The 12,511-nt window shown below is 65.4% G+C and carries 12 protein-coding genes; 3 read left to right on the forward strand and 9 right to left on the reverse strand.

Annotation, left to right across the window (positions count from 1 at the left end):
• Window positions 1-248 precede the first annotated feature (248 nt).
• The 3 genes from gyrA to VLA96_01870 form a co-directional block, all read right to left on the reverse strand.
• Window positions 249-2,972 carry a DNA gyrase subunit A gene (gene gyrA / locus VLA96_01860; GenBank protein HSE47932.1) on the reverse strand — a complete coding sequence of 908 codons (2,724 nt, stop codon included), beginning with the start codon at window positions 2,970-2,972 and terminating at the stop codon, window positions 249-251.
• 263 nt (window positions 2,973-3,235) lie between these two features.
• Window positions 3,236-3,529 carry a hypothetical protein gene (locus VLA96_01865; GenBank protein HSE47933.1) on the reverse strand — a complete coding sequence of 98 codons (294 nt, stop codon included), beginning with the start codon at window positions 3,527-3,529 and terminating at the stop codon, window positions 3,236-3,238.
• Window positions 3,530-3,753: 224 nt separating this feature from the next.
• Window positions 3,754-4,086, reverse strand: coding sequence for a cupin domain-containing protein (locus VLA96_01870; protein ID HSE47934.1), 333 nt, complete (start codon window positions 4,084-4,086; stop codon window positions 3,754-3,756).
• 146 nt (window positions 4,087-4,232) lie between these two features.
• Between VLA96_01870 and VLA96_01875 the strand changes: the two genes are divergently transcribed.
• Together VLA96_01875 and VLA96_01880 are read left to right on the forward strand one after the other, a co-directional pair.
• Complete coding sequence (locus VLA96_01875) at window positions 4,233-5,021, forward strand: methyltransferase domain-containing protein (GenBank protein HSE47935.1); 789 nt, start codon at window positions 4,233-4,235, stop codon at window positions 5,019-5,021.
• Window positions 5,022-5,047: 26 nt separating this feature from the next.
• The gene (locus VLA96_01880; GenBank protein ID HSE47936.1) at window positions 5,048-5,416 is read left to right on the forward strand and encodes a hypothetical protein; all 369 of its coding nucleotides are present in this window, start codon (window positions 5,048-5,050) and stop codon (window positions 5,414-5,416) included.
• Between the two features lie 21 nt (window positions 5,417-5,437).
• On the opposite strand, the gene VLA96_01885 is transcribed toward VLA96_01880, so the two are convergent.
• The 6 genes from VLA96_01885 to thrS form a co-directional block, all read right to left on the reverse strand.
• Entirely contained in the window at window positions 5,438-7,078 is a 1,641-nt protein-coding gene (locus VLA96_01885; GenBank protein ID HSE47937.1) for an acyl-CoA carboxylase subunit beta, read from the reverse strand.
• A 136-nt stretch (window positions 7,079-7,214) separates the two neighbouring features.
• Complete coding sequence (locus VLA96_01890) at window positions 7,215-7,931, reverse strand: hypothetical protein (GenBank protein ID HSE47938.1); 717 nt, start codon at window positions 7,929-7,931, stop codon at window positions 7,215-7,217.
• A 28-nt stretch (window positions 7,932-7,959) separates the two neighbouring features.
• Window positions 7,960-8,145, reverse strand: coding sequence for a hypothetical protein (locus VLA96_01895; protein HSE47939.1), 186 nt, complete (start codon window positions 8,143-8,145; stop codon window positions 7,960-7,962).
• 191 nt (window positions 8,146-8,336) lie between these two features.
• On the reverse strand, window positions 8,337-8,762 hold the full coding sequence (locus VLA96_01900; protein ID HSE47940.1) for a YciI family protein: 426 nt from the start codon (window positions 8,760-8,762) through the stop codon (window positions 8,337-8,339).
• Between the two features lie 65 nt (window positions 8,763-8,827).
• Window positions 8,828-9,304: a VOC family protein gene (locus VLA96_01905; GenBank protein HSE47941.1), complete on the reverse strand. Its 477-nt coding sequence runs from the start codon at window positions 9,302-9,304 to the stop codon at window positions 8,828-8,830.
• 131 nt (window positions 9,305-9,435) lie between these two features.
• A complete protein-coding gene (gene thrS, locus VLA96_01910; GenBank protein ID HSE47942.1) occupies window positions 9,436-11,391 on the reverse strand; it encodes a threonine--tRNA ligase in 1,956 nt (651 codons plus the stop codon).
• A gap of 500 nt (window positions 11,392-11,891) precedes the next feature.
• Between thrS and VLA96_01915 the strand changes: the two genes are divergently transcribed.
• The gene (locus VLA96_01915) at window positions 11,892-12,500 is read left to right on the forward strand and encodes an acyloxyacyl hydrolase (GenBank protein HSE47943.1); all 609 of its coding nucleotides are present in this window, start codon (window positions 11,892-11,894) and stop codon (window positions 12,498-12,500) included.
• Window positions 12,501-12,511: the final 11 nt, after the last annotated feature.

Below are 12,511 nucleotides of genomic sequence, written 5' to 3' on the forward strand. Positions count from 1 at the left end.
CAAGCCGAGATCGTCCCCGCCGAAGCTGCACGTTCCTGAGAAATCAATGCCGGACAGCAGTCGCACAGCGGACGCAGGTGCACTGGACCAACTATGTCAGGGTTCGCGACCGGTCGGCTAACCGAAAGCATCCTGGAGCAACTCGCAGCCGACAAGAGCCGCCGGGACAGCGAGTTCTTGCTCTAGGCGCTCCACTCTCCTCAAACAGATCTGCCCGGCCGGAGACGGCCTGGGCCGACCCAAAGCTTCTACTGAATCAGCGTGCCGGTCCCGCCGTTGCCGTTCTCGGCTTCTTCCTTGGGGATGACGGTTGCGGCCGCGACCTTGTCGCCGCCTTCCATGTGGAGCAGGCGGACGCCCTGCGTGGAGCGGCCGGCTTCGCGGATCTGCGTGGTGTCGATGCGGATGATCTTCCCGAACTGCGAGATGATCATGGCTTCGGAGTGCTCGTCGACCAGCAGGATGGCGCTGACGTTGCCGTTGCGCGCCGTGGTCTTCACGTTGATGACGCCCTTGCCGCCGCGCGACTGCAGGCGGTACTCGTCCACGTGCGTGCGCTTGCCGTAGCCCATCTCGGTGACGGAGAGGATGAGGCGCGCGTGCGCGGCCTCGCCCGCCATCTCGGCGGCGCCCGCCGGTTCCTCGCCGGCAGCGGCCTTCGACTTCGCCGCGGCCTTGGCGTCGGCCTTGGCTTTGCCGTTGGCCTTGGCGTCGCCCGCCTTGCCGTTCTTGCCGTCGTCCTTGGGCGTGACGGCCATGCCGACGACGTAGTCGTTCTTGTCGAGCGTCATGCCGCGGACGCCGTAGGCGGCGCGGCCCATGGGGCGCACGTCCTCCTCGTCGAAGCGGATGGCCATGCCCTCGTGCGACGCCAGGAAGACGATCTGCTGGCCGTCGGTGGCGCGCGCCGCGACCAGCTCGTCGCCCTTGTCCACGCCGATGGCGATGATGCCGCGCGACATCACGTTGGAGAAGTCGATGAGCGGCGTCTTCTTGACGGTGCCGTTGCGCGTCGCGAAGAAGACGAACTTGCCTTCCTCCTCGAGGTCGCGCACGTTCAGGATGGCGCGCACGGTCTCGCCCGGCTGCAGCGCGACCAGGTTGCCGATGTGCTTGCCCTTGCCCGCCGGCCCGACGTCCGGCACCTCGTACACCTTGAGCCAGTAGACGCGGCCGGTGTTGGTGAAGACCAGCAGGTACGCGTGGGTGGAGGCGATGAGGAGCTTCTCGACGAAGTCCTCGTCGCGCGTCTTCATGCCGGTGCGCCCGGTGCCGCCGCGCCGCTGCGCGCGGTAGGTGGACACCGGCGTGCGCTTCAGGTAGCCGTTGTGCGAGATGGTGACGGCGACCTGCTCGTCGGCGATCAGGTCTTCGAGCTCGATCTCGGCCTGCTCGTCGGTGATCTGCGTGCGGCGCGCGTCGCCGTACTTCTCCTTGACTTCCTTCATCTCCTTCACGATGACGCCGCGGAGCTTCTTGTCGGAGGCGAGGATGGACTCGTACTCGGCGATGCGCTCGCGGATCTCGCCCAGCTCCTTGAGGATCTCCTCGGTGGAGAGCCGGGTGAGGCGGTAGAGCTGGAGTTCCAAGATGGCGTCGGCCTGCTTGCCGCTGAGCGCACCCTCGCTGCGCGAGCCCAGGCCCATGGCTTCGCGCGTCTCCTTGTCCACGATCTTGAACTTGGCGGCGAGCAGCGCTTCCTTGGCTTCCTGGCGCGAGCCCGCGGCGCGGATCATTTTGATGACCGCGTCGAGGTTGTCGAGCGCGATCTTGTAGCCTTCCAGGATGTGGGCGCGCTCTTTCGCGCGCGCCAGCAGGAAGGCGGTGCGCCGCCGCACCACGTCGACACGGTGGTCGATGAAGTGCTGCAGCGCCTCGATCAGGCCCATCTCGCGCGGCTGGCCGTTCACCACGGCCAGGAAGATCATCGAGAAGCTCTCCTGCATCGAGGTGTGCTTGTAGAGCTGGTTGAGGATGATCTGCGGTTCGGCGCCGCGCTTCAGGTCGATGACGATGCGCATGCCGTCGCGGTCGGATTCGTCGCGCACGTCGCTGACGTCGTCGATGACCTTGTCGAGCACCAGGTCGGCGATGCGCTTGATGAGCGTCGACTTGTTGACCTGGTACGGGATCTCGGTGATGACGATGGCCTGCTTGTCCTTGGTGATGTTCTCGATCGCCGCCTTGGCGCGCATCATGAACTTGCCGCGCCCGTTCTTGTAGGCCTCGGCGATGCCGCTCTTGCCGTAGATGTAGCCGGCGGTGGGGAAGTCGGGACCTTTGACGATCTTCAGGATCTCGCCCAGCTTGGTCTCGGGCTCTTCGATGAGCTGGATGGTGGCGTCGACGATCTCGTTCAGGTTGTGCGGCGGGATGTTGGTCGCCATGCCCACCGCGATGCCGTTCGAGCCATTGACGAGCAGGTTCGGGACCTTGGTCGGCAGGACGGTCGGCTCGGTGGTGGTGTTGTCGAAGTTCGCGACGAAGTCGACGGTCTCCTTGTCGATGTCGGCGAGCAGCTCTTCGGCGATCGCCGTCATGCGGCACTCGGTGTACCGGTAAGCCGCGGGCGGGTCGCCGTCCACCGAACCGAAGTTGCCTTGCCCATCGACCAGCGGATAGCGCAGCGAGAACGGCTGCGCCATGCGGACGAGCGCGTCGTAGAGCGCGTCGGGATTGTGCGGGTGATACTTGCCCAAAGCTTCGCCGACGACCTTGGCGCACTTGAGGTGCTTGCGATTGTGCAGCAGGCCCATCTCGTGCATGGCGTAGAGCACGCGGCGATGCACGGGCTTGAGGCCGTCGTAGACGTCGGGGAGCGCGCGCCCGATGATCACCGACATGGAGTAGTCGAGGTAGGAGCGGCGCATCTCCTCCTCGATATTCATCGGGAGGATCGAGGCGGCGCCGGGGCCGAGCTCGGCGGGCGTCTTCGGATTCAGGGGAAGCTGCGGGTCTTTTTCGTCGGGCATTTTGCGCTCGGTTTCCGGTTTCCTGTTTCCCGTTTCCGGGGCACACTTCGCGCCGTCACACAGGCGCCATCTGAGTGAGCCGCGGGGGCGGTAAGTTACTGATAAGTCATGCGGTTAGTGCGGACGAGAGCACTAAGGATTATAGCAGGAAACGAGCCTTCTGAATAGTCACCGTCCGGGCCGTTTTGATTGCCGATTGCCGATTGGCAATTGCCGATTGGAACCACGGCCTCAATAAGCAATGGGCAATTGGAAATCGGCAATCACAGCCCGAGCGGGGTGACTTCGGGTGTGGGGAAGTGCTTCTGGCGCCACTTGCGGAGGGCGTACAGGAGCGCGCCGCAGGCGATGCCGGCGGGGATGGAGAAGAGCGCGAAGGTCCGCACCTCGGGAAGGGTGAGGAAGAGCGCGAGCAGGAAGATGATGGCGAAGACGGGCTGGGGAGCGGGGAGGCCGGGGCGGAGAGCGATGATGTATCCGACGGCGAAGACGTAGACCGGCTTGCCGTCTTCGGTCGACGGGACGACTTCGTGCCGGAATGCGAGGCGATGCTGCATCGCCACCCCACGCGCGGGATCCCGGGCCCCCGCGGAACTTCTCGCTGCCTCGTTAGACGCAGTAGACACCGAAACGCTGGGCGGGTTCCACCGAAATCGAGAGCAGCTTTTCTTTTTTGCGACCTTCGGTCGCACAGTGCTGCGAGTCTCGCTCCGCGCTGCCCCTTACGCTTTTGGGCAGGCGAATCGCCGCGCCAGTCGGGGTCGTCGCCTGACGCCCAGGCCTACTTCTCGCCGCCTTCCGGGCCGTAGAAGAGCACCCAGGTGAAGAAGTCGTCGGTGAAGTTCTCGAAGCGGTGAGGCTGGCCGGCGGCGGCGAAGAGGAAGTCGCCGGGGCGGAAGGCGACGCGGGCGTTGCCGTAGAGGAACTCGCCGGAACCCTGCGCGATGATGTAGACCTCGTCGCGGGTGTGCGGCTTCTGGTCGTCTTTCTCGCGCGGCGCGTAGATCTCGAGCGCGAGCGAGCCGTGGCGGAAAAGCTCCGCGAATTTCTTGCCGTCGGCGGCGGGGACGGCGCGGAAGGCGTCGGCGAGTGCGACCTTGAAGGCGGCGGACATGCTTCACCCCGGAGCCAAAAACCTACCACAGAGACACAGAGACACAGAGAAAAACGGGCCGGAATGAAAACAGGAGGAAAGTGAGGAGGGGAGGTAAGCGAGGATGAAAACCAAATGACAACCGCGGCACGAGGTAAGCTGAGGAAGTGACACAACTGCGCGATTGGGATGGCGCGGCGTACCAGAAGCTGAGCGACCCGCAGTTCCGCTGGGGGATGCGGGTGCTCGAGCGGGTGGCGCTGCGCGGCGACGAGACGGTGCTCGACGTGGGCTGCGGCACGGGCCGGCTGACCGGGGAGCTGCTGGAGCGGCTGCCGCGCGGGCGCGTGATCGCGGTGGACGCGTCGGAGTCGATGCTGGAAGAGGCGCGCAAGCAGCTGGCGAAATATGGCGGGCGCGTGGAGCTTGTCGCCGCCGACGCGCTGGAGCTGAAGCTGAATCAGGTGGCCGACCTGGTTTTCAGCACCGCCACCTTTCACTGGATCCTCGACCACGCAAAGCTGTTCCGCGTGCTGCATCGTGCGCTGCGTCCGGGCGGGCGGCTGGAGGCGCAGTGCGGCGGAGGGCCGAACCTGCACATCGTGCGCTCCCGGGCGGAAGATCTGCGGCGCGAGCCACGCTTTCAGCCGTTCTTCCGCGAGTGGAAGAACCCGTGGAATTACGCCACGCCGGAGGAGACGGCGGAGCGGCTGCGCGCGGCAGGATTCGTCGAGGTCGAGACCTCGCTCGAATCCACCCCGACGCCATTCGAGTCGGCCGACGCGTACCAGCAGTTCACCAGCAAGGTCGTGCTGCGGCCGTACCTGGCGGCGATCACGGATGAAACGCGGCGCGCGGAGTTCCTCGACGAGCTGACGCGGCAGGCGGGCGCGGCCGAGCCGCCGTGGACGCTGGACTACTGGCGGCTGAATATGCGGGGAAGAAAGTCGAAATGAAAACAGGAGGAGAGGAGGAGGGGAAAATGAGCGCACTGGGGCGGGGACTGTTGGGCATGGCGGTGGTGATCCTGGCGGGCGGGGCGGTGATGCACGCGCGAGCATTCCCAAAGACAGTGACAGCGGTGGCGGCCTCCAACCTGCCGGCGTTCTACGCCAACAGCCTGAAGGCGCTGTGGCTGATCGATTCGGCGACACTGCTGACGCTGGCGGTGCTCTACGCCCTGGCGGCGGCGCGGCCGGCTTCGGTGAGCCGCGCGACCTTGGCGTTGACGGCGTTGATCCCGGCGTCCACCGCGATCTTTCTCTACGTGTTCCTCGGAGGTTTTCTGCCGGCGCACGGCCTGCTGGCGGCGGCGGTGCTGGTATGGGTGGCCGCGATCGTCGCAAGTTAGAAGGCGACTCGCGCCGGCCCGTTACAGGGGGATGTTGCCGTGCTTCTTCGGCGGGTTCTTGTCGCGCTTGGTCTGGAGCATCTCGAGCGCGGCGATCAGCTTGGAGCGGGTCTCGCGCGGCTGGATGACGGCGTCGACGTAGCCGCGCTCGGCGGCGACGTAGGGATTCGCGAACTTGTCCTTGAATTGTTCGATTAACTTCGCTCGCTCCGCAGCCACCGCTTTGTCCGCCTCACCTGACCCAGCGTCCTTCTTGCCCGAGGGGCCTCTCGCTTCGCTCGAGGTGTTCTTGAAACGAGCCTCGGCTTCTTTCCGCACCTTATCGAGCTCACGCTTGTAGACGATGTCGACCGCGCCCTCGGGGCCCATGACGGCGACCTCGGCGGTGGGCCAGGCGTAGTTGACGTCGGTGCGGATGTGCTTCGACGCCATGACGCAGTAGGCGCCGCCGTAGGCCTTGCGCGTGATCACGGTGATCTTCGGGACGGTGGCTTCGGCGTAGGCGTAGAGCAGCTTGGCGCCGTGCTTGATGATGCCGCCGTACTCCTGCTGCGTGCCGGGGAGGAAGCCGGGCACGTCTTCGAAGGTGATGAGCGGGATGTTGAAGGCGTCGCAGAAGCGGACGAAGCGCGCGCCCTTCACGCTGGCGTTGATGTCGAGCACGCCGGCGAGGTGGGCGGGCTGGTTGGCGACGATGCCGACGGAGCGGCCGTTGAGCCGCGCGAATCCCACGACGATGTTCTTCGCGTAGTGCTCGTGCACCTCGAAGAAGTAGCCGTCGTCGACGACGGCGTGGATGACGTCCTTGATGTCGTAGGGCTTGTTGGATTCGTTGGGGACGACGGTCTGCAGCTTCTCTTCCGCGCGGTCGACCGGATCGGTGCAGGGCTTCCGCGGCGGGTCGTCGAGGTTGTTCGAGGGGACAAAGCTGAGCAGCTCGCGGATGAGCGAGAGGCACTCGGCGTCGTCGGTGGCGCGGAAGTGCGCGACGCCGGAGATCTCGTTGTGCGTGTCGGGGCCGCCGAGCTGTTCCTTGGTGACTTCCTCGTGGGTGACGGCCTTGATGACGTCGGGGCCGGTGATAAACATGTACGAGGTCTTGTCGACCATGCAGATGAAGTCGGTGATGGCGGGGGAGTAGACGGCGCCGCCGGCGCAGGGGCCCATGATGGCGGAGATCTGCGGGATGACGCCGGAGGCGAGCGTGTTGCGGAGGAAGATGTCGGCATAGCCGCCGAGCGAGACCACGCCTTCCTGGATGCGGGCGCCGCCGGAGTCGTTGAGGCCGATGAGGGGAGCGCCGACCTTCATGGCCATGTCCATCAGCTTGCAGATCTTGGCGGCGTTGGTCTCGGAGAGCGAGCCGCCGAAGACGGTGAAGTCCTGCGCAAAGACGAAGACGAGGCGGCCTTCGATGCGGCCGTAGCCGGTGACGAAGCCGTCGCCCAGGATCTTCTGCTCCTGCATGCCGAAGTCGGTGCAGCGGTGGGTGACGAGCTTGTCGGTCTCTTCGAAGGTGCCTTCGTCGAGCAGGAACTCGATGCGCTCGCGGGCGGACATCTTGCCCGCCTTGTGCTGCTTTTCGCGGCGCTCGGCGCCGCCGCCTTCTTCGGCGAGGGAGTCGCGCTTCTTCAGTTCAGCGAGCTTCTGCTCCAGGTCCATGGCGGGGATTATAAGGCCCGCTCCCCTCGGAGACACGGAGGGGCAAGAGCTTGAACGCAGAGGGCGCGGAGAAAAGGCGAGCGCGCAAAGAAGAAGCGCCGGCGAGTCGCCGGCGCCTACCAGGAGAGGGTATGAGCTATTCGCCGGGGCCGCCGGTGTCGGTCCAGCGGTATTTCTTGCCGTCCCAGGCGACGAGCGAGCTGCGATTGGTGCCTTCCTCTTCCAGGATGATGACGGAGATCTCCTTGGCGGCGATGTGCTTCTTCCCGCGGACGGCCATCGGAGCCATGGTGATGGTGTTGAAAGGCAGGTTGATCATCACGAACTTGGCTTTCGGCCGGGTGGCGCGCCAGCCCTCGGCGCCGGCGCCGTGGATGACGAGCACGACGTAGCCGGAGGCGTCGGGGCGCTCGCTGGAGAATCCGGCGGTAAGGCCGGGATTGCGGTAGCCGTAAGCGGCGAAGTAGGGGTCGATGACGATGTAGTTGTAGGGGACCGAGCCGCCGAAGGCATTCTTCGCCTTGGCCACGATGACCGCGTCCTCCGCGCCGTCGCCATCGAGGTCGCCGACCATGAAGGGAGTCCAGGGAACGTCGTGCTCGGTCTCGTGCAAGTAGCGGCGCGGGGTGGCCCGCTGCAGCGCGACCCTGAAGTTCACGCCAAACTGCTTCGTCACCACGTCCTGCAGGTCGTCGGGCAGGGCGGGCGCGGGGAGTGGACCGACCGGCTTCTGCTCGGCCGCGGGCTTTTCGGCGGAAGCTTGCTGCTGCTGCGGCGGCGCGGACTGCTGCTGCGCGAAAGCGAACAGGGTCCCCAGAAACACGAGAAGGCAGGCGATGCGGAAGGCTCGCATGCGCCTACTGTAGCGCGATTCGCGGCGCTTACAAGCCCAAAGAACCGTCGCGGTCAACACGCACGCCGCGCTGCGAGAGTCGCTCCGCCAGGGCGACCGTGGCGGTGCTGACGAAGCCGGCGCCCAGCAGGATGCTGAGCAGCACGGGCACGTAGAGGTAGAACTGCAGGCTGAGGAACCACAGGACGAACAGAGCAAGAACGATATTCTTCATAAGAGGTGCGAGTCCCGAGTTGCGAGTTGCGGATGGCCCGGGGGCCACGCGCGGACGAAGTCACTAGGGATTAGGAGAGTAGAAGCCGGCGGCGGGTTTACTGGTTAATAAACAATTCCCCGGAGGGCGGGGCACCTGCCCGGCGCGCGGCCGGCCGCAGGATGATCCGCTGCCCGCCGCCGGCCCGGTTGCTAAGCGCTCTTCTGCTGCTTCTCGAGCTGCTCACGCAGGCGGACTTCCTGCTTCTTCACGTCGTCCGGGACGGCGTTGCCGAAGTCCTCGAGCTCGGCGATCTGGCGCAGCTCGATCTCGCCGCCGCCGAACGGCGCCTTCTTCATCCACTCGATCGCTTCTTCCCGCGATCTCGTCTTGATGAGCCAGAAGCCGGCGATGGTGTCGTTCGTGAGATCGAACGGACCCTGCTTGACCTCGGGCTGCTGGCCGCCGAACTTGATGCGCGCGCCCTGCGCGGTCGGGAGCAGGCCTTCGCCGGCGAGCATCACGCCGGCCTTGACCAGCTCCTCGTTGAACCTGCCCATCTGCTCGAACAGCTCCGGCGGCGGCATGACGCCCGCTTCGGAATCCTTGTTGGCCTTCACGATCACCATGAGACGCATTTCAATCCTCCTTTTGAAATGAACTCGTGCGATCCGAGACGCCCAGAAGGGCGTCTCTACCGTGGTTACTTGCCTTCGGCTGCCTTCTGCATGCGGGCGAAGTCGAGCTTCTTCATCTGCATGACCTCGCGCATGACGCGCTCGGAGCGCGCGGCGTCGCCCGAGCCGAGCCACTCGTGCCATTTATTGGGGACGACCTGCCAGGGCAGGCCGTACTTATCCTTGAGCCAGCCACACTCGACCTCCTTGCCGCCGCCGGCGGTGAGTCTCGACCAGTAGTGGTCGATCTCGGCCTGGTCCTTGCACTCGATGACGAACGACACCGCCTCGGTGAACTTGAACAGCGGACCGCCGTTGAGCGCGACGAAGCGCTGGCCGTCGAGCTCGAACTCGACCGTCATCACCGAGCCCTTCGGCCCGGGACCGTGCTCGCCGTAGCGGCTGGTGTAGATCACGCGCGAGTTGGGAAAGACCGAGACGTAGAAGTTCGCGGCTTCCTCGGCCTCGGTGTTGAACCACAGGAACGGCTTGATGTCGGGCATGGGGCCTCCTTGACTCGTCATAGAACCGAATGCAGGTCCCTCGACTCGGACGCGGAAAGTTCGCCGCGCCCTCGCTCGGGATGACGTCCCTGTCTCCTCGCTCGGGATGACGTTCGCTCCCCGCTGCCTCACTATAAGGACGTAGCTTTGGTCTCGATCAGCTTTCGCAGGTGGCGGACGAAGTCCTGCGCCGCCATGTTCTCGGTCTTCTCTTTGCCGCGGGTGCGGACGTTGACCTGGCCGCTCTCGGCTTCCTTGTCGCCGATGACGAGGATGAACGGGACCTTCTGGAGGGCGTGCTCGCGGATCTTGGCGTTCATCTTCTCGGAGCGCGCGTCGAGCTCGACGCGCACGCCGGCGTCCTTGAGCATGCTCTCGACCGAGGCCGCGTAGCCGACGTGCCGCTCGGTGATGGGCACGAGCACGACCTGGGTGGGCGAGAGCCACGCGGGAAACGCGCCGGCATAGTGCTCGATGAGCACGCCGAAGAAGCGCTCCATGGAGCCGTAGAGCGCGCGGTGGACCATGACGGGCTGGTGGCGCGCGCCGTCTTCGCCGACGTACTCGAGCGCGAAGCGCTGCGGCAGATTGAAGTCGAACTGGATGGTGGAGAGCTGCCAGAGGCGGCCGATGGCGTCGACCAGCTTGACGTCGATCTTGGGGCCGTAGAACGCGGCTTCCCCCGGGATGACCTTGAACGGGATGGCGCGCGACTTGAGGGCGTTCTCGAGCGCGCGGTTGGCGAACTCCCACTGCTCGTCGGAGCCCATGAAGTTCTTGCGGTCGCTGGGATCCCAGGTGGAGAGCTCGACCTCGTACTGCTCGAAGCCGAAGGTCTGAAGGACGGCGAGGGCGAAATCGATGCAGCCGCGGATCTCGTCCTCGATCTGCTGCGGGGTGCAGAAGATGTGGGCGTCGTCCTGGGTGAAGCCGCGGACGCGCAGCAGGCCGTGCAGCACGCCGGAGAGCTCGTAGCGATAGACGGTGCCGAGCTCGCCGTAGCGCTGCGGCAGGTCGCGATAGCTGCGCAGGTCCGACTTGTAGATCATGATGTGCCCGGGGCAGTTCATCGGCTTGACGCGGTAGTTGGCGTCGTCCATCTCCATGGCCGGGTACATGTTCTTGACGTAGTAGCCTTCGTGGCCGGAGACCTTCCACAGGTCGACGCGCAGGATGTGCGGCGTGTAGACGAGGTGATAGCCGCGGCGCAGGTACTCCTCGCGCATCCAGTCTTCCATCAGCTTGCGCATCATGCCGCCCTTGGGATGCCAGAAGATCATGCCCGGGCCGGCGAGCTCCTGGATCGAGAACAGGTCGAGCTGCTTGCCGAGGAGGCGATGGTCGCGCTTCTTGGCTTCCTCCATCTGGTGGAGGTAGGCGTCGAGGTCCTTCTTGGAATAGAAGGAGGTGCCGTAGATGCGCTGGAGCTGGGGATTCTTGGCGTCGCCGAGCCAGTACGCGCCGGCGATGGAGAGCAGCTTGAAGGCCTTGATGCGGCCGGTCGAGGGGATATGCGGGCCGCGGCAGAAGTCCACGAACTTGCCGGTCTGGTAGAAGCTGGCCTGCTCGCCCGGCTGCACGAACTGCTCGATGAAGTGGCACTTCATGAAGTCGCCCTGCTGCTTGGCCTGGGCGAGCGTCTGGTCGCGCGCGAGCAGCTCACGGCGGTAGGGGAGGTCCTGCTGCGCGAGCTCCGCCATCTTCTTCTCGAGGGCGACGAGGTCCTCGGGCGTGAACGGCTTTTCGCGGTAGAAGTCGTAGAAGAAGCCGGTCTCGGTGGGCGGGCCGTGTCCCAGCTTGGTCTCGGGGAAGAGCTCGAGCACGGCGGCGGCGAGCAGGTGCGCGGAGGAGTGGCGGTAGACCTCGAGCGCCTCGGGGTCTTTCTCCGTCAGGATGCGCAGCTCGACGTCTTCGGTCAGCGGCGCGGTGAGGTCGACGAGCCGCTTGTCGCCGTTCTTGACCTGGGCGACGAGCGCGGCCTGGGCAAGGCGCGGCGAGATGCTGCTGGCGACGTCGAGCGCGGTCGCGCCCTTGGGCAGCTCCTTGACGGAGCCGTCGGGGAGTTTGACTTTGATGGTGTCGGCCATGGGTCGCGAAGTACGGACGGAACGCGCCAGATGCGGCGAAACGTCGAGTCTAAAAGAGGTGGGTGGGACGGTCAAACCGGCCAGGGTTCAGCGATCCAGGCGCACAAACCAGAAAAGCTGGGTTAGCATCTCCTAGCGGGCGGCGGGGCAGCCGCCTCGGGGGTGTGCGAATGAAGCAAGCCGTTGTATTGTGCAGTCTCTTCCTTTGTCTGGCTTGCGCCGCGCAGGATGCGGTGGGAGAGTCGAGCTCGAAGTCTGCCGTCGTCGCGGGTCCGTCCACTGCGGCAGCCGATAAAGCCGGATCGGAAACCCCGGCGCCGACCTCCGCAGGAGCGACTGCCGCCACGCACACCGCAGGCAATGACGGCGCCTCGGCGCCGCTTGCCAGCGACGCAGCCCCGAAGGGCTCCTCAGAGAGCATCGCGCCTTCCGCTCCCGGGACCCAGGAGACGCCGCGGAAGGATTTCAACCGCGACATCTATTACCGGAACAAGCTGGAGTTGTCGCTCGAGACCGGCTGGCTGCCCGTCAACATCCCGTTCCCGTTCGATTTCCTGGTGGGTGACAGCTACGAGAACCCGTTCCGCTATTACACGCTGGCGCCGACGCTGGCCACGCTGCGTTGGCACGTCAGCAATATCAACGGCCCGTCGTTCCTGCGCGGCAACACCGAGCTCAACTTCAGCGGCGCCGCGACGCTGATCCCCAAGAGCTCGGGGCACGTCGCGTGGACGCAGAAAGAGAACGCGGAATCGCGCTACTTCGCCTTCACCCTCGGGGTGCGGCGCAATTTTGTTCCGCGGAATTCCCGGGTCGCACCTTACTTCGACTTCCGCCTGGGGATCGGGGACATCAATGCCAAGGGCCCGCACGGCATGCGCGCCGCGCAGGGACAGGACATGGCCTTCACCATCATGCTGGGCAGCGGCTTCCGCTACAACTTCAGCCCGCGGGTGAGCGCGTCGATGGGCGTCACCTACATGCACATCTCGAACGCCTATCTGTCGGAGCCCGCCTTTGAAGACTACGGGATCAACGTGTACGGACCGATGGTCAGCCTGAACATCCGGTTGGGGAAGGCGAAGCGCAGCGACGGATCAGGTTTTTGAGCGGCGCGCCG

Source organism: Terriglobales bacterium (assembly GCA_035457425.1).
Classification (GTDB): Bacteria; Acidobacteriota; Terriglobia; order Terriglobales; family Acidobacteriaceae; genus JACPNR01.

Coding starts and splice junctions, on each gene's coding strand:
- VLA96_01865 (HSE47933.1), bottom strand. CDS start 3,529: ATGCAGCATCGCCTCGCATTCCGGCACGAAGTCGTCCCGTCGACCGAA.
- VLA96_01880 (HSE47936.1), top strand. CDS start 5,048: ATGAGCGCACTGGGGCGGGGACTGTTGGGCATGGCGGTGGTGATCCTG.
- VLA96_01895 (HSE47939.1), bottom strand. CDS start 8,145: ATGAAGAATATCGTTCTTGCTCTGTTCGTCCTGTGGTTCCTCAGCCTG.
- VLA96_01885 (HSE47937.1), bottom strand. CDS start 7,078: ATGGACCTGGAGCAGAAGCTCGCTGAACTGAAGAAGCGCGACTCCCTC.
- gyrA (HSE47932.1), bottom strand. CDS start 2,972: ATGCCCGACGAAAAAGACCCGCAGCTTCCCCTGAATCCGAAGACGCCC.
- VLA96_01890 (HSE47938.1), bottom strand. CDS start 7,931: ATGCGAGCCTTCCGCATCGCCTGCCTTCTCGTGTTTCTGGGGACCCTG.
- thrS (HSE47942.1), bottom strand. CDS start 11,391: ATGGCCGACACCATCAAAGTCAAACTCCCCGACGGCTCCGTCAAGGAG.
- VLA96_01905 (HSE47941.1), bottom strand. CDS start 9,304: ATGCCCGACATCAAGCCGTTCCTGTGGTTCAACACCGAGGCCGAGGAA.
- VLA96_01900 (HSE47940.1), bottom strand. CDS start 8,762: ATGCGTCTCATGGTGATCGTGAAGGCCAACAAGGATTCCGAAGCGGGC.
- VLA96_01870 (HSE47934.1), bottom strand. CDS start 4,086: ATGTCCGCCGCCTTCAAGGTCGCACTCGCCGACGCCTTCCGCGCCGTC.